Source organism: Pyxidicoccus caerfyrddinensis, assembly GCF_010894405.1.
In the GTDB taxonomy this organism is placed as follows: Bacteria; Myxococcota; Myxococcia; order Myxococcales; family Myxococcaceae; genus Myxococcus; species Myxococcus caerfyrddinensis.
In genome coordinates, this window is record NZ_JAAIYA010000038.1 from 1 (window position 1) to 22,723 (window position 22,723).

The 22,723-nt window shown below is 71.1% G+C and carries 19 protein-coding genes; 11 read left to right on the forward strand and 8 right to left on the reverse strand.

The window, feature by feature from the left end; all coding sequences use genetic code 11:
• The first annotated feature begins 298 nt into the window (after positions 1 to 298).
• Complete coding sequence (locus G4D86_RS47800) at positions 299 to 1,114, forward strand: SGNH/GDSL hydrolase family protein (RefSeq protein ID WP_164002239.1); 816 nt, start codon at positions 299 to 301, stop codon at positions 1,112 to 1,114.
• An 18-nt stretch (positions 1,115 to 1,132) separates the two neighbouring features.
• Here G4D86_RS47800 and G4D86_RS47805 read toward each other — a convergent pair whose 3' ends face one another.
• From G4D86_RS47805 to G4D86_RS47820, 4 genes are all read right to left on the reverse strand, one after another.
• Complete coding sequence (locus G4D86_RS47805) at positions 1,133 to 2,308, reverse strand: tetratricopeptide repeat protein (RefSeq protein ID WP_164002240.1); 1,176 nt, start codon at positions 2,306 to 2,308, stop codon at positions 1,133 to 1,135.
• 60 nt (positions 2,309 to 2,368) lie between these two features.
• Positions 2,369 to 3,304, reverse strand: coding sequence for a Circumsporozoite protein (locus G4D86_RS47810; protein WP_240360888.1), 936 nt, complete (start codon positions 3,302 to 3,304; stop codon positions 2,369 to 2,371).
• 147 nt (positions 3,305 to 3,451) lie between these two features.
• Positions 3,452 to 4,333, reverse strand: a complete 882-nt coding sequence (locus G4D86_RS47815; RefSeq protein ID WP_164002241.1) for a GspE/PulE/PilB domain-containing protein — start codon at positions 4,331 to 4,333, stop codon at positions 3,452 to 3,454.
• An 88-nt stretch (positions 4,334 to 4,421) separates the two neighbouring features.
• On the reverse strand, positions 4,422 to 4,790 hold the full coding sequence (locus G4D86_RS47820; RefSeq protein WP_164002242.1) for a Spx/MgsR family RNA polymerase-binding regulatory protein: 369 nt from the start codon (positions 4,788 to 4,790) through the stop codon (positions 4,422 to 4,424).
• A gap of 59 nt (positions 4,791 to 4,849) precedes the next feature.
• On the opposite strand from G4D86_RS47820, the gene G4D86_RS47825 reads away from it, so the two are divergent.
• Positions 4,850 to 6,244, forward strand: coding sequence for a right-handed parallel beta-helix repeat-containing protein (locus G4D86_RS47825; protein ID WP_164002243.1), 1,395 nt, complete (start codon positions 4,850 to 4,852; stop codon positions 6,242 to 6,244).
• Positions 6,245 to 6,265: 21 nt separating this feature from the next.
• Here the strand turns inward: G4D86_RS47825 and G4D86_RS47830 are convergent, their stop codons facing one another.
• Positions 6,266 to 7,153, reverse strand: a complete 888-nt coding sequence (locus tag G4D86_RS47830) for a LysR family transcriptional regulator (protein WP_164002244.1) — start codon at positions 7,151 to 7,153, stop codon at positions 6,266 to 6,268.
• A 212-nt stretch (positions 7,154 to 7,365) separates the two neighbouring features.
• Here G4D86_RS47830 and G4D86_RS47835 point away from each other — a divergent pair, with 212 nt between their 5' ends.
• From G4D86_RS47835 to G4D86_RS47850, 4 genes are all read left to right on the forward strand, one after another.
• Positions 7,366 to 8,124, forward strand: a complete 759-nt coding sequence (locus G4D86_RS47835; protein WP_164002245.1) for an outer membrane beta-barrel protein — start codon at positions 7,366 to 7,368, stop codon at positions 8,122 to 8,124.
• A 325-nt stretch (positions 8,125 to 8,449) separates the two neighbouring features.
• The gene (rpiA, locus tag G4D86_RS47840; protein WP_164002246.1) at positions 8,450 to 9,163 is read left to right on the forward strand and encodes a ribose-5-phosphate isomerase RpiA; all 714 of its coding nucleotides are present in this window, start codon (positions 8,450 to 8,452) and stop codon (positions 9,161 to 9,163) included.
• Between the two features lie 383 nt (positions 9,164 to 9,546).
• Positions 9,547 to 11,154, forward strand: a complete 1,608-nt coding sequence (locus tag G4D86_RS47845) for a DUF1592 domain-containing protein (protein ID WP_164002247.1) — start codon at positions 9,547 to 9,549, stop codon at positions 11,152 to 11,154.
• Between the two features lie 8 nt (positions 11,155 to 11,162).
• Complete coding sequence (locus G4D86_RS47850) at positions 11,163 to 12,608, forward strand: DUF1552 domain-containing protein (RefSeq protein WP_164002248.1); 1,446 nt, start codon at positions 11,163 to 11,165, stop codon at positions 12,606 to 12,608.
• Positions 12,609 to 12,644: 36 nt separating this feature from the next.
• Here G4D86_RS47850 and G4D86_RS47855 read toward each other — a convergent pair whose 3' ends face one another.
• On the reverse strand, positions 12,645 to 13,673 hold the full coding sequence (locus G4D86_RS47855; protein WP_164002249.1) for a metal-dependent hydrolase: 1,029 nt from the start codon (positions 13,671 to 13,673) through the stop codon (positions 12,645 to 12,647).
• A 131-nt stretch (positions 13,674 to 13,804) separates the two neighbouring features.
• Positions 13,805 to 15,115 carry a pectin acetylesterase-family hydrolase gene (locus tag G4D86_RS47860; RefSeq protein WP_164002250.1) on the reverse strand — a complete coding sequence of 437 codons (1,311 nt, stop codon included), beginning with the start codon at positions 15,113 to 15,115 and terminating at the stop codon, positions 13,805 to 13,807.
• Between the two features lie 201 nt (positions 15,116 to 15,316).
• Here G4D86_RS47860 and G4D86_RS47865 point away from each other — a divergent pair, with 201 nt between their 5' ends.
• Both G4D86_RS47865 and G4D86_RS47870 read left to right on the forward strand, forming a co-directional pair.
• Positions 15,317 to 16,012, forward strand: a complete 696-nt coding sequence (locus G4D86_RS47865; protein WP_164002251.1) for a hypothetical protein — start codon at positions 15,317 to 15,319, stop codon at positions 16,010 to 16,012.
• Between the two features lie 84 nt (positions 16,013 to 16,096).
• On the forward strand, positions 16,097 to 17,851 hold the full coding sequence (locus G4D86_RS47870) for an ATP-binding protein (RefSeq protein ID WP_164002252.1): 1,755 nt from the start codon (positions 16,097 to 16,099) through the stop codon (positions 17,849 to 17,851).
• On the opposite strand, the gene G4D86_RS47875 is transcribed toward G4D86_RS47870, so the two are convergent.
• On the reverse strand, positions 17,817 to 19,940 hold the full coding sequence (locus G4D86_RS47875; protein WP_164002253.1) for an ATP-binding domain-containing protein: 2,124 nt from the start codon (positions 19,938 to 19,940) through the stop codon (positions 17,817 to 17,819). The two genes, G4D86_RS47870 and G4D86_RS47875, sit on opposite strands and share 35 nt — an antisense overlap.
• 91 nt (positions 19,941 to 20,031) lie before the next feature.
• Here G4D86_RS47875 and G4D86_RS47880 point away from each other — a divergent pair, with 91 nt between their 5' ends.
• The 3 genes from G4D86_RS47880 to G4D86_RS47890 all read left to right on the forward strand — a co-directional run bounded on the left by G4D86_RS47880 (position 20,032) and on the right by G4D86_RS47890 (position 22,658).
• Positions 20,032 to 20,919 carry a spermidine synthase gene (locus G4D86_RS47880; protein ID WP_164002301.1) on the forward strand — a complete coding sequence of 296 codons (888 nt, stop codon included), beginning with the start codon at positions 20,032 to 20,034 and terminating at the stop codon, positions 20,917 to 20,919.
• A gap of 66 nt (positions 20,920 to 20,985) precedes the next feature.
• Positions 20,986 to 21,876 (forward strand): ChaN family lipoprotein, encoded by an 891-nt coding sequence (locus tag G4D86_RS47885; protein ID WP_164002254.1) that lies wholly within the window; start codon positions 20,986 to 20,988, stop codon positions 21,874 to 21,876.
• A gap of 5 nt (positions 21,877 to 21,881) precedes the next feature.
• Complete coding sequence (locus tag G4D86_RS47890) at positions 21,882 to 22,658, forward strand: helix-turn-helix transcriptional regulator (RefSeq protein ID WP_240360890.1); 777 nt, start codon at positions 21,882 to 21,884, stop codon at positions 22,656 to 22,658.
• Positions 22,659 to 22,723: the final 65 nt, after the last annotated feature.

The window sequence follows — 22,723 nt, forward strand, 5'->3', positions numbered from 1 at the left end:
CAGCAGCCAGCGCCACCCGCGCGACTCGCACAGGCGAGTGACTGAGGGTTGCAGTAGCCATACCCGCATAACCCACGCCAGCCCGCCTGCTACTCCCTTCTCTCTGGTGGGGTCGAGACAGAGCCAAGGAACCTTCCTTCCACGAGTCCACTGCCCGAAGGGGTGGGACGGAGTGCGGGGCTGACCGCGTCATGGATGCGTCAGGCCGCCCGGCCCTTCACCCGCCGTGTGCCACCTGCGCCACGCACTGGAAGGGGGATGTACCTCACCGCGTCCGGCCGGTAGCGTTCGGCCGGCAATGCGGAACCGTCTCGCTCGCGCGCTCACCCTCGTCCCCCTGCTCTCCGCCGCTCCCGTGCTGGCCGCGTCCGAACCGGATGCCGGCGCGCCACGCGAGGCGCTGCACGCCGCGCCCGTGTTGCCGGCTCCACCGCCCGCGGTGAGCCCGTCGCCTCCGGCGGCGGAGCGCTCGCACACCGTGCTGCTCCTGGGAGACAGCCTCATCGCCACCGGCTTCGGCGAGTACCTGCAGGCGCGACTGGAAGCGCACCCGCACATCCGCACGGCCCGGCGCGCGAAGTCCTCCACCGGGCTGGCCCGTCCGGACTTCTTCGACTGGATGACGGTGGGACAGCAGGAGGTGCAGCGCCACAACCCGGACGTGGTGGTGGTCATCATCGGGGGCAACGACGGGCAGTCGCTCAAGGACGCGAAGGGCGGCAAGCCCATCCACTGGGGTCGCCCCGAGTGGGAAGAGGCCTACCGCCAGCGACTGGAGGACTTCGTGACAGTCCTGTCCGCGCCGGGCCGGAAGATTGTCTGGCTGGAGCTGCCGGCCACCGGGCGCAAGCGCTTCGAGCAGAAGCTGGAGCTCATCCGCGGCCTCCAGCGCGAGGTCATCTCCGCCCACCAGGACGCCCTGCACGTGGAGACGCGCCCCTTCTTCACGGATGCGAAGGGACGCGCCCTCGTCCAGACCCGCGTCGAGGGCTTCCGCAAGCCGATGCGCCTGCGCATGGAGGACGGCGTCCACTTCACCGTCGCGGGAGGCCGCTACTTCGCCAGCAAGGTGTACCCCGAGGTGCTGGGCCTGCTGGGGCTCGCGCCGGGGTAGTGCTTCACGCGCCCGGCGTCACCGCGAGCCGAGCGCCGCGACGAGCCGGTCCGCCTGCTCGCGGATGTGGCGGTCGCGACTGGCCTGGGCGCGCTGCGCGTGCGTGCGGGCCCGGGCCGCGTCGCTGTCCGCGAGCGCGAGGGCCAGGTTGAGGTGGAGGCCCGCGTCTTCGGGGTGCGCCTTCAGGGCCTCGGTGAGCACGGCGCGGGCGCTGGCGGCGCCGCCCGGCTTCGACAGGTGCAGCACGGCGAGGTCATTGGCCGCACCCACGTCGGAGGGCTCGGCGGCGAGGGCTGCCTCGAGGAGCGTCCGCGCCTCCGCGTCGTCTCCCAGGCGGCGCCGCACCTTGGCCAGCGCCACCCGCACCGGGGCGGAGTCCGGGGCCTTGGCGAGCGCCTCGCGGAGGATGCGGTCGGCGTCCTCGTTCTTCCCGGCCACGAAGGCGGACAGGCCGTGGAGGTAGATGGCGTCCGCGCTCTCGGGCAGGAGCAGGCGCAATTCGATGGCCGCGCGCAGGGCCGCGTCGGGAGCACCGGCGAAGAGGCACAGCGAGGCGAACTCGCGGAACAGCGAGGCCTCCTTGGGCGCGCGGAGGATGGCCTGCCGCAGCGTCACCAGCGCCGCGCCCACGTGGCCCTGGAGCACCTGCACGCGCGAGGCGAGCAGCAGCGGCAGGTGCTCGGTGCGGGTGGCCTCGGAGGCCTCCTGGTAGCGCTTCAGCGCCGCGTCCAGCTGTCCCTCGCCCTGGAGCGCCTGGCCCAGGTACGTCAGCGTCTGGGCGTTGCCGGGCTGCAGGGACAGGGCCCGCTCCAGCGCGGGCACCGCGGCGGCGTACTGCTCGCGCGCGAGCAGGGCCCGGCCGTGGTTGAGCACCTCGAAGTAGCCGGCCTTCGGCTGGGCGGCGAGCGCGCTCAACAGCTCCAGCGCCCGTGCATCCCCCTTCTCGGCGTCGAGCCGGGCCACGTGGCTGAGCGCCTCGGGGTGGGTGGGGTGCAGGGCGATGAGCTGCTGGAGCACGGCGCGCGCGGCGGGCTCGTCATGCTGCGCGAGGCGCAGGCGCGCGAGCCCCAGCAGCGCGCTGGCATCCTTCGGGTCCTGGGAGATTGCGCGCTCGAACTCGCGGGCCGCCTCCTTGAGGAGGCCCTGCTTCATGAGGCGCGCGGCGGAGGATGCGAGCTTGGAGACGGCGGCCATGAGTCCACGGAGTCTAGCCCAGCCCCGTGAGGGGCCGGGCCTTTCCCACCGGGGCGCTGGTTAGAAGACGGAGTTCCAGGCGTCGCTGGCCGCGTTGCCGATGCCGCTGGCCACGTCGCCCAGGGCGCCCACCGCGCCGGAGAACACGTCGCCGGCCGCGTCCACCACGGCGCCGCCCGCGTTGATGGCGCCCTCGGCCACGTTCTCCAGAATCTCGCCGCCCGCGGCGGCGGCCGTCTCTCCCACGGCCTTGAGCACGTTGCCCGGGTTGACGGAGCCCTCGACTTCCACGCCGAGGCCCAGACCCGCGGTGGCCTCCACGCCGACGTCGAACTCCAGGTTGCCGCCGTCCAGGCCGATGTCGGCGTGGGCATCCCCGCTGACACCCGCGCTGGCGCTGGCGGTGATGCTGCCGGACGCGAGGGTGTCGCCCTCATGCTTCAGCTCGATGGAGCCCGTGAGGCTCGCCTGCGCGCCCGCGAAGCCCGAGGCCGCGGCGTTGATGGACACGTTTCCATCCGTGCCCACGTGCAGGTCCAGGTTGATGTGCCCGTCGGCGCCGATGCGGCCCATCGCCTCCACGTCGAGCTCCACCGAGTACTGCTCGCCGGCGATCTCGAACTCCACCGTCTTGCTGGCTCCGGCGCCCGCCTCCACCGCCGTGGCGTCGATGTCCACGTCGAGGCTCACGTCGATGCCGGACAGGCCGATGTCCGCGTCCACCCGCGCGTCCGCCGTCAGCGACGGCCCCTGCGCGTACGCCCGCGTCTCGATGCCGCCCGGGCCGGTGCCGCTCGTCTCCGCGCGGGCACCGCCGGCCTGGAAGCTGGACTGGCCGCTCACGAGGTTGCCGCGAGGCCCCTCCACCGTGCCCTGCGCCTGCGTGTCCACGCGCGGGTTGCGCGCACCACCCTGCGGCTGGGCCGGGGGCTCGCGGCGCACCGGCGGGGGCGGGGGCGGAGGCGGGCGGCGGGTTCCGATGGGCGAGTAGGACATGGGGGGCTCCGGGATGACACGCGGTGCCCAGGTGGGCACCCTCTGGTTCTCATTCTCCGAGAGCCCGCGCAGGAGTTGCCTGGAGCCTTCACTTTTTTGTGGGTTTCGAGCGGCGCGCCTGGGTGGAGGTGGGTCTGACTCGGCGCGTCAGTGGGAATGGGGCGCGGAGTCGGGTCCCCCGGGCAGGCCGGAGGTGCTTCCGTCGGGGCGGAGCCGGCGGATGGCGCGCAGCAGGAGCTGCTCGTCGCGGGGGTTGGCCAGGAAGCCTCGCGCCCCCAGCTTCCGCGCCCGCTCGAAGCCCTCGTCGTCCGAGGTGCCGTGGACGATGAGCGAGCCGGCGATGTGCACCTCTCCGGCCAGCAGTCCTTCCATGGCCTGGATGGGCGCGAGCACGACGTCGTTCGGCGCGGTGTGCAGCACCTCCAGCGGCGTGGCCACCTTGGCGGGGATGCCGTGCCGCGCGAGCTGCCGGGAGATGAGGACGGCGGTGACGGGCGGCCACCCGTAGAGCAGCAGCGGGCCACCGGGGGCCGGTGTGGGGCCGGCGGGAGGCTCGGCCGGCTCTTCGATGCCGTAGAGCTCGGCCAGTGCGCGCGCTACCGCGGGGTCCGACGCGACATGCGCTTCGACACGGGGCTTGCCGGACACGGCGCGCACGGCGTCCACGGCCTCGAGCGATACCGGGGCGGGCAGGGCGATGTGGAGCACCTCGCGCTCGCCCTGCTCCAGTTGCACCATCTCCACGCGGAGCGGGACGGCGCGGTACTGCCGCGCGATGCGGGCGGGGATGAGCGAGGCCACGGCGCGCTCGGGAAGCGCGTGCTCCAGGTCCACTGCCTCCACGCCGAGCTGGGCGGCCAGGCCGCGGAGCACGTCGGCCTCGGTGCAGACGCCCTCGCGCACCAGGGCGCGGCCGAGCGGCACGTGGGTCTCGAAATGATGTACCAGCCCCACCCGGAGCTGGGCGCGGTTGAGCACTCCCAATTCCAGGAGGATCTCTCCGAGCGGACGTCGCGCGCCGGTCTCCATGAAGGAAAGGAGTCTTCACTCCAGGTCCCAACGCGCGAGGGACGGCGCGACGAGCGCATGCTCCCCCGCCTGCTTCCGGGGCATGCCCTCAGCGGGCGCCGTCGAAGGCCCGCGCGTACGCGTCCGGCTGGAAGCCGACGAGGACGGTGCTTCCGGTGACGAGCACCGGCCGCTTGACGAGCTTTCCGTCGGCGGCCAGCCAGGACACCAGCTCCGCGTCGGACGCGGCGTCCACCTTCGCCTTCCCGAGCGCGCGGTAGCTCTGGCCGCTGGTGTTGAGCCACTTGCGGACGGACACGCCGCTGCGCGGAATCCACTGTCCCAATTCCGTCACGGTGGGCGGCGCATCGACGATGGGCCGCACCTGGTGCGCGACACCGTGCGCCTCCAACCACTTCAGCGCCTTCCTGCACGTGTCACAGCCGGAGTACGTCAGGACGAGGACTTCGTTCGCCATGGGGCGCTGCTTCTAACAGAGGTTGGCGGCCTTCGAGTGGCGTGTTAGCGCGGCGAGACATGAACACCTTCGTCCCGCTCCGCTGGAAGCTGTCCCTTCCGCTCCTCGTCGTGGGGTTGTTCGCCGCCGCGTGTTCGTCCGCTCCGGAGGCGAAGCCTCCGACGGTCGTGCAGGAAGAGGAGGACGCGGGCTCCACGGGCGGAGGTGAAGACTCGGGCACGGTGGACGCGGGCGGTGACGCGGGCTCCGTCACCCCGGGGACGGACGGAGGCGGTGACGCGGGGCCGACGGACGGTGGCTCGGACGCGGGCACATCAGATGGTGGCTCGGACGCGGGGCCCGTCATCCCGGTGCCGGCGGACGGCGGCACCACTGTCACCAGTACGCTGTCGGGCCGGCTCACGGAGGCGGGCTCTCCGTACCGCGTCGTCGGGGACGCGAATGGCGTCGTCACCATTCCCAAGGGTCAGGTCCTCACGGTGGAGCCGGGCGTCATCCTCGACTTCCGCGGCCGCCCGGAGGTGACGGAGGCGGACGTGGACTCCTCCGCGCCGGCCAGCGTGATGAACCACCAGAAGGGCCGCGTGGAGGTGCGCGTCTACGGCGCCATCCACGTCCAGGGCACGGCGCAGAAGCCGGTGCTGCTCACGTCCACCAATCCGTACGGCTGGTGGGGCGTGAACTTCTATGGGCAGGGCTCCGTGGGCGACGGCCACCCCAGCTTCGAGCACATGGTCTTCGAGAAGGTGCGCAAGAATCAGTACAACGGCGACCGTGACTGGACGCGCGGCGCGCTGTGGGCCTACTACCCGGGGCCGGTGACGATTGCCCACTCGGTGTTCCGCGACAACGTGGCGTCCGCGCACTGCGCCGCGCTGGACCTGATGTACACCGACGGCTCGCGAATCGAGGACACCCTCTTCGAGGACAACCGCGTCATCGACATCGACCGCTTCGGGCAGCCCGGCACCTACGCCATGTCCGGTGGCGGGTCCGTGTGCATCACCCACGGCCGCAACTCGGTGGTGCGCGGCAGCACCTTCCGCGACAACGGCGTGGAGGCGTACCGCGGCTACCTCACCACTGCGCTGGAGCCCCGGCCGCTGCTCACGTTTCCCAACCCGCAGAACATCGTCGACCTGGGCGGCGGCGGCGCCATCCACTACTTCCAGCCCGACAATGACCTGCTGGAGAACAACCTCTTCGAGGGCAACTTCGTGGCCCAGGGCCCCGGGTCGGCCATCTACGTGGAGCACCTGGGCGCGCGGGCCGTCACGCTGAAGGGCAACCGCTTCGTGAACAACCGGGGCGGCGCGGGCGGCGTCATCGTCTGCAACCGGGGCTCCGGCACCGCGGACCTGGTGCTGGCCACCAACAACGTCTTCACGGGCAACACGCTCAACGGGCAGCCCGCCTCCAACATGACGGGCGACTGCGGCACCGTCGCGCAGTAGCGCGCGCCCGTCACGCCGTCCTCACGACTCCGGCTCCGAGCCCGTGAGGACCTGCACCACGCGCCGGGCCGCGCGGCCCGGCTTCACTCCGGCGCGGTGGTACAGCTGCGGGTGGAACACGTGCGTGGCGCCCCGGGCCAGCTTCAGCGCCTTCAGCTCGCCCCGGCGCAGCTCGCGCGCGGCCAGGTGCTCCGGCAGCCAGCCGTAGCCCAGCCCCTCCAGGATGGCGGCCTTCTTCGCGGCGAAGTCGTTGAGGTGCACCGTGGAGCGCGCCTCCAGCACGCCGGTGCTCAGCTGCAGCCGAGGGTCCGAGCCGCGCACGGTGATGACCAGGTGCTCCGCCAGCTCCTCGTCCTTCAAGAGCCCGCGCCGCTTCGCCAGCGGGTGCCCGCGGTGGGCCACCAGCACCGCCTTCAGCTCCGGCAGCTTGTAGCCGCGCAGGCCCGGCAGCGTGGGCGGCAGCACGGACACCATCAGGTCCGCCTCCTCGCGCACGAAGGCCGCCTCCACGCCCGCGAGGAACTCCGCGGACACGTGGAAGCGCGTGCTGGCCCCTTCCGTGCGCAGCTCCTTCACCACGCGCAGCAGCGGCTCCGCCGGGAAGATGCCGTCGAAGACGATGCGCAGCGAGGGCTCCCAACCCGCGCGAATCTCCGCGCACGCGGCCTCCAGCTCCCGCTCCGCCGCCAGCAGCTTCCGGCAGTGCTCCAGCACCCGCTCGCCCGCGGGCGTCAGCCGGGTGCGGTAGCCGCGCCTGTCGAGCAGCGTCAGCTCCGTCTGCTCCTCCAGCGTGCGCAGCGCGTACAGCACCGCGGTGTGTCCCTTGTGCAGTGCCCCGGCCGCGGCGGCGAAGGTGCCGTGGCGGGCGAGGGCATCCAGCGCGCGGGCCTGCTCCAGGGTGACGTTCATGCAGACATTGTCTGCGCCCCTGACAACCACGGGCACCGGTTTGTCAATTTTCCATCCGGGGTCGAATACATCGCGCGAAGGCGGAAATCCCTGACAGATGCCACCGAGTTGCCCCCAGGTCCTGAATGACCGCTCATGTCACGACGCAGCGCACCTTACGTGGATGGTGCGGGCTGTCATAAAGTGAAAGCTCACTTGTTGGGAGGGGATATATGACGGGAAGGCTGTTCAAGGCCCTTGCGGTAGCGACCTCGCTCGTTTCCTCGGCTGCGATGGCGGAGGAGGTCGCGACGACGGGCTCCAGCGTCAAGAGCGGGCTGGAGCTCACCGTAGGCGTCGGCTTCCAGGCCGGCGCGGGCTACGTCTACAAGAACGGCCCGCGAGCGGACGGGACGGTCGGCGATGTGAAGCTCAGTGACGTCGCCAACGGGGGCCTCGCGGTCCTGCTGGATGTGGGTTACCGCGTCAACCCGAATTGGTACGTCGGTGTCTACGGCCAGTACACGAAGGTGCTGACCAAGAACAACCCGTACTCGTGCCCCGACACGTTCGACTGCTCGACCAACGCGCTTCGCCTCGGTCCGAACGTGCAGTACCACTTCTCGCCCGAAGCCACCTTCGACCCCTTCGTGGGCCTGGGTTTCGGCATCGTCCTCCTGAACTCCACCATCGAGGGCTCGGTTCCCACGCCCGTGCCCGGCGCCAATGTGGCCCTGGATATCGACAGCAAGATCCGCGGCCCCGAGTTCGTGAACGTCACCGTCGGCGGCAAGTGGCGGCTGAGCAACTCCCTGTCCTTCGGCCCGTACCTCACCGGCACCTACGCCCGTTACACCGTGCGCGCCGGCACCACGACCACGACGCTGCCCCCCGCGCTCGGTGGAACCACCACTGAGACGAATCTGGCCCCCGTGGATGACGGCCCGTACGGCCTCATCATCCTGGGCATTCGCGGCACCTTCAACCTGTAGTCAGCCGGACCGGGGCCGCGCCTCCCGCGCGGCCCTGTCGTGACACGGAGGCCCCGCTTCCGTGTCACCTCCCCGACGGGCTCCGAACCCGCGCTCCTGGCTCCGCCAGTCCCGAGCGCTTCGAAGTCGCAACGGGGTTGCAATCTCCTCCAGATGGCGTGACGGCCCGGTGATGTGCGTTCGCCGCCGTCCGGTCCTTCGTCGAAGTGCCGCCGTCAGGTGAAGCCTTGCACGTCCGCCGTCTCCCCGAGCCGGGTGTCGGGCCCTCTCTCCGGCCATGACTCGCCTGGCGCCCGCCGCCACGGGGAGGAGTAGCTTGCGCGGTATGGGCCACTCGGAGGTCGGCGACACCGCCCGGTACAAGCGCGAGGCCGCCACGTGGGCGGTGGATACCTGCTTCCGTGCCGGCATGGTGGTGGGCCTGGGCACGGGCAGCACCGCCGCGTTCGCCGTGCACCGGCTGGCGGAAGTGCGTGCGGAGGGCCGGCTCCTGGACGTGCTCGGCGTGCCGACGTCGCGCGAGACGGAAGCGCTGGCGCGCACGCTGGGCGTGCCCCTCACCACGCTGGAGGAGCACCCGGTGGTGGACGTCACCGTGGACGGCGCGGACGAGGTGGCCCCGGACCTGTCCCTCATCAAGGGCGGGGGCGGGGCGCTGCTGCGGGAGAAGATTGTCGCGCAGGCCAGCCGGCGCGTGGTCATCGTGGTGGACGCGGCCAAGCTGTCGCCGAGGCTCGGCACACGCTGGCCCCTGCCGGTGGAGGTGCTGCCCTTCGGCTGGCGCTCGCAGGCGCTCTTCCTGGAGTCGCTCGGCGCGAGCGTCGCCGTGCGGCGCGACGCGCGCGGCGAGCACGTCCTCACGGACCAGGGCAACCTCGTGCTCGACTGCCGCTTCGGCCCCATCGAACGCCCGGAGGAGCTCGCCGCGCGCCTGGGCTCGCGCGCGGGCGTGGTGGGCCATGGCCTGTTCCTCGGGCTGACGACGGACCTCGTGGTGGCCGGCGCGCACGGCGTGGAGCACCGCGCCCGTCAGGGCTGACGCCCAAGGCCCGGCGGCGCGCGCGTGCTCGCCTTCCTGCCCACCAGGCCAGTGGCGCGTGCGGGCCTCCGGATGCGCGGAGCCTGGTGGTAGCTTCGCGCGCGTCGTGGCCGTGCGCGGGTGCTTCGTTTGCTGCCACTTCGCGGGTGGAAGTGGGTGGCTGTGGGGCGCAGGAGATCCGCAAATCTTGGACTCCAAGAAGAAGCCCCGGACGCTCTCGTCAGCTGAGGCGAAATACGCCAGTGAAACTGCAAATGGAGTGGCATCTGTACGCGGCCACGAAATCCTCACAGGCCGCGACGGAGTGAGCGGTTAAAGTTGTCGACGCGCCAGCACTCCAGAGGGGGTTTTCTGGGAGTCGCTGGTACGAGGGTGCCTTTCGTATGCGAATCATCCGTTTCTGCATTCCCGCGGCGCTGCTGCTGGCGGCCGCATCCTGCTCCAGCGACAAACCAGGAACCGGCAAGGAGCCTCCGGAAGTATCGGAAGCGTCCTCGGCGCGCGTGCGCCGCCTGACGCGAGTGGAGTACGACAACAGCCTCGCCACCGTCGTGCCGGGGATGCCTTCGCTCAGTGGCACCTTCGCCCCGGAAGACACCATCCTCGGCTTCAGCACGCACGACCGGCTCCAGGTGACGTCGCTGCTGGCGGACCAGGTGGACAACGCCGCGCTGAACGCGGCCCTGTTCGCCAAGAACCAGCTGAAGATCCACGAGAAGTGCCCGTCGGGAGCGGACGAGGAGCAGTGCACGACGGACATCCTGTTCGACGTGGCCAGTCGCGCCTTCCGCCGGCCCCTCACGACGGAGGACAGGGCGGACCTGCTCGCCTTCTGGCAGGACGCCCGGAAGACGGCGGACCCGCAGACCGCGCACCGCATCTTCCTGCAGGGCATCTTCGCGTCGGCCTCCTTCCTCTACCGCACGGAGCTGGGTGAGCAGGGCGAGGGCGCCAACCAGGTGGCGCGGATGACGCCGTACGAGGTCGCCTCGGCGCTCTCCTTCGCCATCACCGCCGCCCCGCCCGACGCGGAGCTGCTCGCCGCCGCGGAGGCCGGGGAGCTGAAGACGGCGGACCAGCGTGAGGCGCACGCGCGCCGCCTGCTGGCCACCCCCGCCGCGCAGAAGCGCCTCGCTCACTTCATCCGCGAGTGGCTGGGCATCACCGGCCTGGCCAACCTCAACAAGAACAACCAGGTCTTCCCGGCCTTCAGCGCGGCGTTCAAGGACTCCAGCCAGGCCGAGACGCGGGCCTTCATCGACCACGTGCTGGCCAACGAGGGCGGCTCCGTGAAGGAGCTCCTGGGCGCGAACTACACCTTCGCGGACGGCCGCATGTCGCAGTTCTACGGCACCACGAGCACGCCCAACGGGACGATTGGCAAGGTGCCGCTGCCGGCCGACCGCGCGGGCATCCTCACCCAGGCCAGCGTGCTGGCGACCTACGCCCTCTTCGACTCCAGCTCGCCCATCCGCCGCGGCAAGTTCGTCCTCACGCGCCTGCTGTGCCGCGAGATTCCTCCGCCGCCGGCCACCGTCGTCATCATCCCTCCCGCGCCCGCGGCGGACTCCACCACCCGCGCCCGCTTCGCCGCGCACACCAACAACCCCGCCTGCGCCGGGTGCCACCGCAGCCTGGACCCCATCGGCTTCGGCTTCGAGAACTTCGACGGCCTGGGCAAGTCGCGCACCACGGAGAACGGCATCGCCGTGGACGCCAGCGGCTCGCTGGAGCACTCCAACGGCACCTTCCCCTTCACCGGGGGCGGTGAGCTGGCGCGCTTCCTCTCCACCAGTGATGACGTGGCCAACTGCGTGCCCCTGCAGCTCTTCCGCTACGCCATGGGACGTGAAGAGGACACCGTCGACGAGCAGCTGCTCTCCGAAATGCGCACGGCCTTCAAGGCCAACCCGCGGCTCCAGCTGGGGGATGCGCTCGTCAGCCTCGTGCGCTCTCCCTACTTCACCCACCGGCGCACCCTTTCTCCGTGAGTCGCCCCATGCTCCGCCAACTCTCCCGTCGAAACCTGCTCAAGCTCCTGGGTGGCTCGGCCGCGGCGCTCCCGCTGGCCAACCTGCTCGGTACCTCGGACGCGCACGCGCAGACCACCGCGCCCCCGTTGCGCTTCGTCGCCATCTTCACGCCCCACGGGTGCCTTCCGGAGTTCTGGAACCCGCAGAGCACCGGCGCCACCGATGCGGACTTCACGCTCGACTTCGCCAACTCCATGCTGCTGCCGCTCCAGCCGCACAAGTCCAAGCTGCTGGTGGTGGACGGCCTGGACTACCGGGTGCTGTACGAGCACGGCCTGACGGGCCACGAGGGCGCGCCCGTCACCTTCCTCACCGGCAGCAAGGTCAACACCGCCAGCGGTGACGACCTGCCGGAGAGCGCCTCGCTGGACCAGGTGCTGGGCAACGCCATCGGCGGCGGCACCAAGTTCCGCTCCCTCCAGCTCAACGCCTGGGAGCAGTTCGGCGGCCAGCACGTCTACAACAGCATCAGCTTCACGGCGAACGGCTCGCGCGTGCCCTTCGAGCGAGACCCGGCCGCCGTATACCAGCGCCTCTTCGGCAACGCGCCGCCGCCCGCCGCGGACCCGGCCGAGGCCGACAAGCTCATCGCCCGCCGCAAGAGCCTGCTCGGCTTCCTCACCAAGGATGCGACGCGCCTGCGCGACAGGCTCGCGGGTGAGGAGCGCCAGAAGCTGGAGGCCCACCTGGAGGCCCTCGCGGACATCGAGCGGCGCATCGGCTCGCTGAGCACGGCGCCCAACCCGGCGCCCACCCCCGTGCCTTCCACGGAGGCGTGCAGCGCCGGTGTCGTGCCGCCGCAGTACGGCCTGGGCGAGCTGGGCAACCTCGCCCGGCTGCCCGAGCTGACGAAGCTGCACATGGACATGATTACCCGCGCCTTCGCGTGCGATTTCACGCGGGTGGCGACCATCACCATCTCCGCGCCGTCCATGCCGTGGATTCAAATCAACGAGGACGTGCACAACGACCTGGCGCACCGGCTGGACGTCACCACGGAGCCGCTGCGCACGCAGATCCGCACGAAGATGGTGACAGCGCAGCGCTGGTACGCGGAGCAGGTGGCGTACCTCATGACGCAGCTGGCCTCCGTGCAGGAGGGCAGCGGCACCGCCCTGGACAACACCATCATCCTCTGGGGCAACGAGCTGGGTGACGCCTCGGGCCACATGAATGTGCGCGTGCCCACCGTGCTGGCGGGTGGCGCGGGTGGCCGCTTCCGCATGGGCCGCTTCATCCACGCGCGGCCGGCGGGGTCCAACCCGCTGTCCGGCTGGGGCGGCCCCGGCTCGCCGCTGCCGGGCGCCGTGGCGCACAACAAGCTGCTGGTCTCCATCGCCCAGGCCTTCGGGGTGAATGTGAATACCTTCGGCCACCCGGACTACACGGGGCCGCTGGCCGGGCTGACCTGAGTCTCGTCTAGCGCGTCGAGGCCCCGGTGGAAGGAGTCACTCCTTCTCCCGGGGCTTCGTCGTTTCCGCGTCCTGGCCCCGCCACCGGCGCAGCAATTCGCTCGCGCTTCCGCCGCGCTCCAACCGTGCCTCCGTCACGCGGTGGTCCGCGTCCAGGCGGAGGACGAAGCCCAGCGTGGGCTCGCCGCGCAGGTGGTAGCGCAGGTCGGAGATGCGCACCTCGCGTCCCCCGTCGGCGGGCGCCACCGTGACGACGGGAAAGCGGGCCCACGCGAGCGCCTCGCGCACCGGCCCCACCGCGCGCACGTCCGGGGGCAGCGCGTCCACGGTGGCCTCCACCCGTCGCGCCTCGCGGGGCGCACCGGCCAGGGGCACCTCGCCCGCGGCGAGCACGCCTCCCGGCAGGGTGGCCACGTACCGCCACGTGCCCACGGAGAAGGGCAGGGGGAAGACGCGCACGGACTCCGCGGTCGCGTAGGCCGCCTCCACCCGCCGCGTCAGCACGCCCCAGGACGCCACGCGCGCGCCCACGTAGCCGGCGGACAGCGCCAGTCCCACCAGCAGCGCCCGGCGCCAGTCCATGCGTCGACGACGCCACGCCACGACGGCGCCCACCAGCAGCGGCAGCGTCACCCACGGGTCCACCACCATCGTCCAGTCGAGGCTGAGGCGGGTGTCCGAGAATGGCAGCAGCAGCCGCGTGCCCCAGCCCGTCCACAAGTCCGGCAGCAGGTGCGCGAAGAGGACGGAGGCGAGGCTGGCGAGGAAGACGGGGCGGGGCCTCGCGCCCCGGAAGACGGCGCACGCGGCCAGCGTGGCCCCGAGTGCAATCAGCGGGCTGAAGAGGAGCGCATGGGAGAGCCCCCGGTGCGCCTGGAGGGCCACCGTCACCGCGTCCCCGCGCGCCAGCAGCGTGTCCAGGTCCGGCAGCTCCGAGGCGAGCACCGCGCCCAGCAGCACCGCGCGGTCCGTGGGCGAGGCCCGCTCGCCCATGCCGGGGCGCACGTCCGGCCGGCGCAGCGCGCCGATGGCGAGCCCCAGCAGCCCGTGGGTGAGGTTGTCCATGGCGGGTGCTTCGTCTAGCGCCCCACCGCGAGCAACGCCAGCGGCAGGCCCCTGAAACGACGAAGCGGGACGCCCGGCATGAAGCCCGGCGTCCCGCTCCCTTCAGACAGCTTCAGTCGCGACGACGGGGACTACCCGCCCAGCGCGCCGTTGATGAGCGGCGCGACAATCTGCATGCCGGGGTCCTCGTTGTTGTAGTTGTTCGCCGGCTCGTAGATGCGGATGCGCTGGCCCTCGTTGATCCACCGCGAGAGGAACTTGTCCATGCCCACGAACTCGCTGTAGCACTTGTACGTCTGCGTCTGCGGGAACTCGAGGTACTCGTACCAGTACCGCTTCTTCTCCATCTTCTGGCAGGCGTGCGCACCCATGAAGGTGATGATGGTGCTGCAGTGGCTGGCGTTGATGGCGCGGTGGTACGGGATGAAGTAGCTGAAGTTGTTGTAGAGGTTCAGCTCCTGCACCAGCTTGTCCTGGTCCACCTTCCAGTAGCCGTGCACGGACTCCTCGTCGTTCGGCGTCTGGAAGCGGTCATAGGAGAAGCGCGAGTAGTTGTAGTCGCGCGTGTAGCCCGTGTACGCGAGCTGGTCGTTGGGGAACTCCTGCGCCACCATCTTGTTGATGGTGCCGAAGTCGTTGATGTTGAACGTGGCCGGCAGCAGCGAGAAGACCGAGTCCAGGTTCCACGACGTGCGAATCTTGTCGTGCAGCGGGCGCGAGCGGTAGGTGGAGTTCGGCGCCATGAAGATGGGGCCGGAGTCATTGAGCAGGTAGCCGCGCGCCGGGTTGATGGCCTTGCGCACGAAGTAGTAGCCGGCCGACGTCGCCGTGCCGCCCGCGCTGTAGCCCGTCATCAGGAGCTTCTGCACGGTGGGGAACTGCGTGTGCGCCCAGTTCGCCACGGCCCGCGTGTTGGTGTAGCCGTTGTGGTACCAGGTCAGCGGCGGGTTCTGCCCCGTGGAGTCCGCGTAGGTCTTCACGTTGTTGCCGATGTGCACGTCGCCCGTGCAGTACGGCATGTAGACGATGTTCCAGTCCTTGGTGACCAGGTCCGTGCGGCTGCGCAGCGGCAGGCCCGGGTCGGCGCCGTTGACGAGGGGCGACACGTACTTCGCGGTGAACTGGGTGATGTAGTCGTCGGAGATGCCGTTGGGGTTGGCCGCGCCCAGCACGCCCGCGCGCCCGCTACACGTCTCGAAGTCCCAGCACGCGCCGCCGCCCTCGAGCAGGAACATCAGGTTGGGCGAGCTGGTGCGGTGCACGAAGAACTTGTACTGCGAGCCGTTGCCACACTTCGTCCCGGGCAGCTCCACCTTCTCCCAATTGTAGTTGTTACCTCCGTCCACGAGCACGCTGACGATGGACGAGACGATGACCTCCGCGCGGGCCATGCCAGGCACCAGCGCTACGGCCATGAGACAGGCCAGGAGTAGGCGCTTCATTCAGGAACCTCCGGGTTTGGTGGGAATTCCTGTCTATACAATGCAATTGCAACTGTGTCAGGCCCTTTGTGCCTGATTCATGTTTCATGCGCGCCAGGGTTTGTGATGCGTTGCGGCAAATGCACTCGGGGCGAGTCATTGCGCGGCGCGTCGGGAAGTCAGGTTTGCCAGGTGCGCTCGGCGCGCGGTATTCGGGTCGTCATGGCCGAGAATGCTCGCTGGAAGGGCCTCCCGTGGCTCATCGCCGCGGGAGCCGTCGTGGGGCTCGCCGTCCTGCTGGCCGTGTTCCTGCTGCGCCCGGAGCCCTCCAGCCCCCCGGAGGCGGGGACTCCGGCGGCCACGTCGGCCTCCACCTCACCCGCGGCGTCCCCCACGCCGGCCGCGACTCCGTCCGCGCCCGTGGCCGCGCAGCCGGGTGGGGGCACGGTGTCGCCCTACCTGCCCCAGCCTCCGTCCGTGCCGTCCGGCGACGAAGCGCCCCAGTTTCATCCCGTGGACCTGAAGGCGCTGCGCGCGAAGCTGCCCGACAACCTCTACTGGACGCTGGGCGCTCCCACGGAGGACGTGGAGGTGCTGAGGCGGCGCGACGAGGAGACGCGGCGGTGGAATGACGTCTACGGCAAGGTGCTGTCGGGCATGGCCACCGAGGCGGAGGTCCACGAGTACTACGCGCACCGCCGCGAGGTGTCCGAGGACATGGTGGCCTTCGCGAGCACGGTGCTCGCGGACTACGGCGACCGGCTCTCCGAGCAGGAGCGGGGCCTGTACGAGCTGAGCGTCGACATGCACCGCACGCGGCTGTCCGAGCTGCCGCGCCAGGAGCAGGAGGCTCTCACCCGCCGCCAGGAGCAGGAGCAGCGCCGCGAGGCCTGGCGCCAGGGGCAACAGCAGCCTTGAGCGCGGGTGCCCCGTCGGGGGACGGACCGGCCGCTCGCTCGCACCTCCACCGGGCCCGGCCCGTGAGTGTTGGGTGTCGAGCACATGTCCGGCTGCCTGGAGTGGGGCGTGCGGGAGGGAAGTGTTAAGCGGAAGAACACGAACGCCGTGGCCCGCCCCTTCATCCAACGCGTGGAACATCCCCTGACCGAACAGGGCCTCGCCAGCGCCGACTCCTCAGGGGCGGACATGGCGGGCATCGACACCGTTCTCCTCGACCAGCTCCCGGAGAGTGTCGCCGTCTGCGATGCGGACGCGGCGTGCCTCTACGTCAACCCCGCCATGGAGCGGACCTTCGGCAGGCCCCGGGCGGACCTGCTGGGCCGCGTGCTGTGGGAGTGCTTCCCGGACGTGCTGGGCGAAGCGTTCCAGGAGCGCTTCCACCGGGTGGCCCAGACGGGCCAGGCGGAGGAGTTCGAGTGCCACTACGCGGCCCGTGAGCGCTGGTTCGTGAAGCGCCTCTTCCGGGGCCATGGGCGCGTCTACGTCTTCTCGCGGGAGATTACGGCCGAGAAGAAGCAGGAGGCGACGCTCCGGGGGCTGTACGACGAGACGCGGCGCGCGCAGCGCCATGCGGCCTTCCTGGCGCAGGCCAGCGCGGTGCTGACGTCGTCGCTGGACCACGACCAGATCCTCCAGCGCATGGCGCACCTGACCATCCCCACGCTGGCGGACGGGTGCGCCGTGGACGTGCCCGGGCTGGACGGTGAGGTCCGGCGCGTCGCGGTGGCCCACGTGCGCCCGGGCATGGTGGAGCGCACCCAGGCCTTCCACGCTCGCTATCCCATCCGCATGGACGACGCGGGTGGCATCGGCCGGGTGCTGCGCGAGGGCGTCACGGAGTTCGTCCCGGAAATGCCGCCCCTGCGCGAGACGGAGCTGGCCGCCGACGCGGAGCGCCTGCTCGCCACGGAGGCGCTGGGCGTCCGGACGTTCATCTCCGTCCCGCTGGTCAGCCGCGGCAAGGTGCTGGGCGCGCTCACGCTCGTCATCACCGAGTCCGCGCGGCGGTACACTCAGGCGGACGTGCGGCTCGCGGAGGACCTGGCCCGGCGCGCGGCCTCGTCGCTGGACAACGGGCGGCTCTACACGGAGGCGCAGGACGCCATCCGCGCGCGCGACACGTTCCTCTCCGTCGCATCGCACGAGCTGAACACGCCCCTCACCTCGCTCACCCTCAACGTCCAGGCGCTGCGCAGGGATTTGGACTCGCGCGCCCCCGCCGCTCCGGAGGCCCTGTCCACGAAGGTGGTGGCCGTGCAGCGGCAGCTCTCGCGCCTGTCGAGCCTGGTGCGCGAGCTCCTGGACGTGTCGCGCATCACCGCCGGCCGGCTGCGGCTGGAGCGCGAGGAGCTGGACCTGGCCGCGCTCGCGCGGGAGATGGTGCCGCGCTTCTCGGAGGACCTGGCGCGGGCGGGGTGCGAGCTGCGCCTGGACGCGCCGGGCCCCGCGCGGGGCTACTGGGACCGGATGCGGCTGGAGCAGGTGCTGCAGAACCTGCTGTCCAACGCCATCAAGTACGGCCGGGGCCACCCCATTGAAGTGCGGGTGGGCGCGGACGCGGAGCGGGCCTGGCTGACGGTGCGCGACGAGGGCATGGGCATCGCCCCGGAAGGGCAGGCGCGCCTGTTCCAGCGCTTCGAGCGGCTGGCCAGCGAGCGGCACTACGGTGGGCTGGGCCTGGGCCTCTGGATCGTGAAGCAGATTGTCGACGCGCTGGAGGGCCGCATCCTCGTGGAGAGCGCGCCCGGCACGGGCTCCACCTTCACCGTGGAGCTGCCGCGCCAGCGTCCGGGATGAGGTGGCTGCGCACGCCGGAGGACACCACCCAGAGCTGGTGGGACGTGCGCGTAATCGCCACGTGCAGGCGGCGGCGCGACTCGTCGTCCATGGGCCAGGCCCGCGCCGTCACGTCGGGGAGGATGACGTAGTCGAACTCCAGGCCCTTCACGCTGCCCACGTCGGTGACGTCCACGCCGGGCTCGAAGGTGAACTCGCCGTCGCTCACCCGCCGGGCCCAGGGCAGCTCGGCCACGACGCGGTAGACGGCGTCCGCGGACTCGGGGCTGCTGGCGATGACGCCCACCGACGCGTGGGGCTCACGTGAGACGAGGTCCCTCAGCGCCTCGCCGATGAAGAGCTGTGCCTGGGCCTCGTCCGGGAAGTGGTGGAAGCCCACCGGCGCGCCCGGGCGGCCCGCGGGGTTGGAGGCCTCCGGAGCCTGGGTGCCCAGCACCTGCCGCGCCAGCTCCACCACCGGCTGCGGGCAGCGGTAGGACACCTGGAGCCGGCAGGTGGCGGCGTCGCGGATGTTCAATTCGTTGAGGACCGCGGGCCACCCCGCGAAGCCGGCGTCCGTCTGCTGCATCTCGTCTCCGGCCAGCGTGCAGCTCTTGCCCTTGCCCAGCAGGCGGCTGACGACGAACAGCTCGAAGAGGGAGAAGTCCTCGGCCTCGTCGAGCACGACGTGCGCCAGCCGCTCCAGGCCCAGCGAGGTGTGCTGCGCCTTGAGGAACATCAGGATGGGCAAATCGTCCAGGTCCACCGTGCCGGCCATGGCGTACGGCGTGTCCTCTTCGATGGCCTTCCCGTCCACGGTGACGAGCCGGTCCGGGTCGGTGATGTCCTTCAGCTCCTTGGCGAGGGGCGTGGAGTGCTGGAGGCGCGTGTGCTCCATCACCTCGTCGATGGCGGTGCGCGGCAGCTCTCCGCGCGCGGCGTTGACCACGGTGTCCAGGAAGCGCCGGTCGAAGTACGCGTCCGCCAGCCGCTTGCGCAGCCGCTCCAACGTCGTGCCCGCCTCTGTCTTCGGCGCGCCGATGCGGGCGGCCAGCGCGCGCCGCAGGGCGGGGTGGCGCTTGAGGCGCGACACCAGCGGCGGCGTGTCGTGCCACAGCTTGATGCCGGGCAGGTTGAACGCCTGCTTCGCCGTCGCCAGCAGCCAGGAGTCACGCGTCTGCACGGCCACGCCGCCCAGGCCGAGCGGCGCCAGCAGGCGGCGGGACAGCCGGGCCAGGCCCTCCTCGGGGACGATGAGCTTCATCCGCGACTGGGGGTACGTCTGCGCGTTGTCGAAGGCAATCTTCGCCAGCCGGTGCAGGGCCACCGTCGTCTTCCCGCTGCCGGCGCTGCCCAGCACGAGCAGCGGCCGGTCCGGGCCGGTGCTGACGGCCTCGTACTGCTCCGAGTCCAGGAGCGCGGTGACGCCGAAGGCATCCTCGCTGCGACGGGCGCCCTTGCCGGTGCCGAGGAACTCCGGCCGCGCGGCGGTGCCCGCGCCGCCCGACTGGAGCGTGGCGACGTCGAGCCCCACGCTGTGCCACGCACCGTCCGGGGCGCGCTCCAGCACCAGTCTGCCGGAGATGATGCGCGTCAGCACGCCGCGCTCGATGACGACGAGCCGGCGCGTCTGCACGGTGCCCTCGGCGAGCCGCTCGCCGAAGTACTCCTCGTAGGAGTCGCCCTCCTCGTAGCAGTAGAAGACGCGGGCGACGGGGGCGAAGCGCCAGTCGATGACGCGCACGCCGGCGCTCACGTCCGCGAAGGTGGTGCGGCCCAGCAGGTAGTCGCGGGGGCCGCCCACGCCGTCCAGGCGCAGGTGCGCGAAGTAGGGGGCCTGGGAGTCCGGCAGGCGCGCGGTCTCCTGGCGCTCCATGAGGGAGCGTGCCTGGTTCATCTGCGCGAAGAGGTGCGGCAGGTCCGCGACGGCGGCGGTGGCCACGTCGTCGCGCAGCACCTGGAGCTGGGCGACCAGTCCCTGCGTGTCCGTTCCGCGGCCGGCCTTGTGCCGGGCTGCCTCCAGCGTGGCCTGCACGCGGGCGAGCAGTGCCTCCTCCTCGGCGATGATGTCGCGGGCGCCTTCCGGAAGGTTGCCATGGGAGTGGCTCATGCGCGGCAAGGTGAACCCTGGCGGCGTGCAGGTCAACCCGTTGTTCTTCCTGGGAAAGTTGCTACTTTATGGGTGGCCGGAAGGAGGGGAGATGCGGCGTCACGGCCCCCGACTGCTGCTGGCGATGTGGGCGCTGCTGGTGTGCGCCGCCGCCAGTCCCCGCGCCGTCCTCTACGAGAAGCAGTCGCCCTACACCTTCATCGCCGTGACGGAGGACGCCGAGGGCCTGCGGTATCTCCAGTTCGACCAGACGGGCGCGTTGCAGAGCGTGGTGCGGCCGGGGCATCCGTTGGAGCTGGAGCTGCCCTACACGCAGGTGTCGATGGTGGGGCTGGCCTTCGTGCCGGCGCCCAAGCGCATCCTGGTGGTGGGCCTGGGCGGTGGGGCGATGCCGATGTTCCTGCGCGCGGTGGTGCCCGGGGCGCGCATCGACGTGGTGGACATCGACCCGGACGTGGTGGACGTGGCGAAGCGCTACTTCGGCTTCCGCGAGGACGACCACCTGCGCGCGCACGTCGCGGACGGGCGGCGCTTCGTGGAGGCGGCGGGGCCGCCGTATGACCTCATCTTCCTGGACGCGTACGGCCCTGACAGCATCCCCCAGCATCTGGCGACGGTGGAGTTCCTCACGTCGGTGCGGGCGCGGCTGGCGAAGGGCGGCGCGGTGGTGGGCAACTTGTGGGAGGACCCGCCCAATGCGCGCTTCGACGCCATGGTGCGCACGTGGCAGGTGGGCTTCACGCGGCTGTACACGTTCGACGTGCGGGGCAGCGCCAATCGCATCCTCGTGGGGGTGCAGCGCGCGGAGAAGCAGTCGCGCGCGGCGCTGGAGTCACGGGCGGAGACGCTGGAGCGCGCGAAGTCGATACCGTTCGACCTGAGCGCGCTGGTGGCGGCGGGCTATGCGGATGCGACGGAGCGCGAGCCTCGTGGCGAGGTGCTGAAGGACGCGGCTCCTGTGCCGGCGCAGGCTCCCTGACGCCCAACCGCGTGACTCGCCTCCCGGACCCAGGCAGAGTCCAGGCCACGAGGAGGCACGTACCGAATGGCAACAGTCACCCTGCGTCATCTGCTGGTCGCCACCGCGCTGCTGGGCGGTTGCAAGACGGCCCAGCCCGCCGTCCAGACTCCTGACACCGGCACCACCAACACCGCGCAGGCGGACTGTGGCCCCGCCATTCCCGGCATGGAGGCGCTGCTGAAGCCCGCGGCCTTCATCGTCCTCGGAGAGATGCACGGCACCCAGGAGGCGCCGGCCTTCACCACGCGGCTGGCGTGTCATGCGGCCGCCGCGGGTCAGCCCGTGCGCGTGGGACTGGAGCTTCCCGTGGAGGAGCAGCCGCGCATCGACGCGTTCCTCGCGAGTGAGGACGGCGCGCTCCAGCCGCTCACGGCGGGCGGGTTCTGGACCCAGAAGAATCAGGACGGTCGGAGCAGCAAGGCGATGCTCCAGGCCCTCGTCCGGCTGCGCGAGTTGAAGCGCGCGGGCCTGCCCGTGGATGTGCGTGCCTTCGATGCGGGCGGTGGAGATCGCGACGCCACCATGGCGGCGAAGCTCCTCCAGGAGCGGGCTCTGGCCCCCCGGGACACCTTCATCGTGCTGACCGGAAACCTCCATGCCCGCCGTGACAAGGGCGCACCGTGGGACCCGAACCTGCGCTTCATGTCCAACCACCTGCTCGAAGCGGAGCCCGGGCTGGTGACGCTCGACATGGCCTATCTGGGCGGGAGCATGTGGGCCTGCATCGGCAGGTCGGAGGACGCCTGCAAGGTCCAACCCCTGAAGAAGGCCCGCTACGAGGAGCACGCGGCGACGCCGCGCATCGTCGTCCAGAAGGGCGCCACGGACGAAGGGTATGACGGCGTCTACGGCGTCGGCACGGCGACCGCTTCACCTCCCGCGGTCCACGCGGCCACGGCGCTGCCCACGCCCTGAGCACCGTGAGCAGGACCCGCGCCTGGAAGGGGCAGCTCTTCTTCGGACCCCGGCGGCTCCTGTACGCCGGGCCGCTTGGTGAGACGCGCCCGCACGCGCACCACACCTTCCAGCTCCTCGTGTCGCTCGGGGAGCCGGTGGCGCTGCGGGACGCCCACCAGCACGTCGTCACCTGCCAGGCCGCCGTGACTCCACCCGATGTCGAGCACACCATCGCCAGCCCTGGCGCGGCCGTCATCATCCTGCACGTGAATCCAGACGACGCGGTGGGACGCCAGCTGCGCACGCTGGACATCGGCACGGACGCGGAGGCCTGGCGTCGCGCGGGAGCGCCCCTGCTCACCCAGGGCGCGAAGTCCCTGCCGAAGCGCTGGGCCGACGCGGAGCGCCTCGTGCACGCCCTGCTGCAAACCCTCCGGGCAGACACGCGACAGGCTTTGCCGGCCCACCCCTCCGTGAAGAAGCTCCTGCGCCTCCTGCCGGACCTGCTGGAAGAGGACGTGCGCCTGTCCGCCCTCGCGCCGCTCGTGGGGCTGTCTGCAGGGCGGCTGTCACACCTGTTCGGCCAGGAGGTGGGCCTGCCCTTGCGGCCCTACATCCTCTGGCTGCGCCTGCAGCGCGCCGCCGGGCACCTCCAGCGCGGGGCCTCGCTTACGAGGGCGGCGCACGCCGCGGGCTTCACCGACAGCGCGCACCTCAGTCATGCCTTCCGCCGCACCTTCGGCCTCACCCCGTCGGAGATTGCAGGCGTCGTGGACTGGGTCCTTCCGCCTCCGGAGTAGCGAGTTCTTACAAGCCCGCAGCCGCCTCCCCGCGCGAGGGTGGAGTCACCCAAGAGGAGGAAGTC

What these genes read in the sequence shown, in the direction of transcription:
- G4D86_RS47810 (WP_240360888.1), bottom strand. Translation starts at nt 3,304, where the DNA reads ATGTCCTACTCGCCCATCGGAACCCGCCGCCCGCCTCCGCCCCCGCCC.
- G4D86_RS47830 (WP_164002244.1), bottom strand. Translation starts at nt 7,153, where the DNA reads ATGAACGTCACCCTGGAGCAGGCCCGCGCGCTGGATGCCCTCGCCCGC.
- G4D86_RS47825 (WP_164002243.1), top strand. Translation starts at nt 4,850, where the DNA reads ATGAACACCTTCGTCCCGCTCCGCTGGAAGCTGTCCCTTCCGCTCCTC.
- G4D86_RS47845 (WP_164002247.1), top strand. Translation starts at nt 9,547, where the DNA reads ATGCGAATCATCCGTTTCTGCATTCCCGCGGCGCTGCTGCTGGCGGCC.
- G4D86_RS47835 (WP_164002245.1), top strand. Translation starts at nt 7,366, where the DNA reads ATGACGGGAAGGCTGTTCAAGGCCCTTGCGGTAGCGACCTCGCTCGTT.
- rpiA (WP_164002246.1), top strand. Translation starts at nt 8,450, where the DNA reads ATGGGCCACTCGGAGGTCGGCGACACCGCCCGGTACAAGCGCGAGGCC.
- G4D86_RS47875 (WP_164002253.1), bottom strand. Translation starts at nt 19,940, where the DNA reads ATGAGCCACTCCCATGGCAACCTTCCGGAAGGCGCCCGCGACATCATC.
- G4D86_RS47850 (WP_164002248.1), top strand. Translation starts at nt 11,163, where the DNA reads ATGCTCCGCCAACTCTCCCGTCGAAACCTGCTCAAGCTCCTGGGTGGC.
- G4D86_RS47870 (WP_164002252.1), top strand. Translation starts at nt 16,097, where the DNA reads ATGTCCGGCTGCCTGGAGTGGGGCGTGCGGGAGGGAAGTGTTAAGCGG.
- G4D86_RS47855 (WP_164002249.1), bottom strand. Translation starts at nt 13,673, where the DNA reads ATGGACAACCTCACCCACGGGCTGCTGGGGCTCGCCATCGGCGCGCTG.
- G4D86_RS47820 (WP_164002242.1), bottom strand. Translation starts at nt 4,790, where the DNA reads ATGGCGAACGAAGTCCTCGTCCTGACGTACTCCGGCTGTGACACGTGC.
- G4D86_RS47800 (WP_164002239.1), top strand. Translation starts at nt 299, where the DNA reads ATGCGGAACCGTCTCGCTCGCGCGCTCACCCTCGTCCCCCTGCTCTCC.
- G4D86_RS47860 (WP_164002250.1), bottom strand. Translation starts at nt 15,115, where the DNA reads ATGAAGCGCCTACTCCTGGCCTGTCTCATGGCCGTAGCGCTGGTGCCT.
- G4D86_RS47805 (WP_164002240.1), bottom strand. Translation starts at nt 2,308, where the DNA reads ATGGCCGCCGTCTCCAAGCTCGCATCCTCCGCCGCGCGCCTCATGAAG.
- G4D86_RS47865 (WP_164002251.1), top strand. Translation starts at nt 15,317, where the DNA reads ATGGCCGAGAATGCTCGCTGGAAGGGCCTCCCGTGGCTCATCGCCGCG.
- G4D86_RS47815 (WP_164002241.1), bottom strand. Translation starts at nt 4,333, where the DNA reads ATGGAGACCGGCGCGCGACGTCCGCTCGGAGAGATCCTCCTGGAATTG.
- G4D86_RS47885 (WP_164002254.1), top strand. Translation starts at nt 20,986, where the DNA reads ATGGCAACAGTCACCCTGCGTCATCTGCTGGTCGCCACCGCGCTGCTG.
- G4D86_RS47880 (WP_164002301.1), top strand. Translation starts at nt 20,032, where the DNA reads ATGCGGCGTCACGGCCCCCGACTGCTGCTGGCGATGTGGGCGCTGCTG.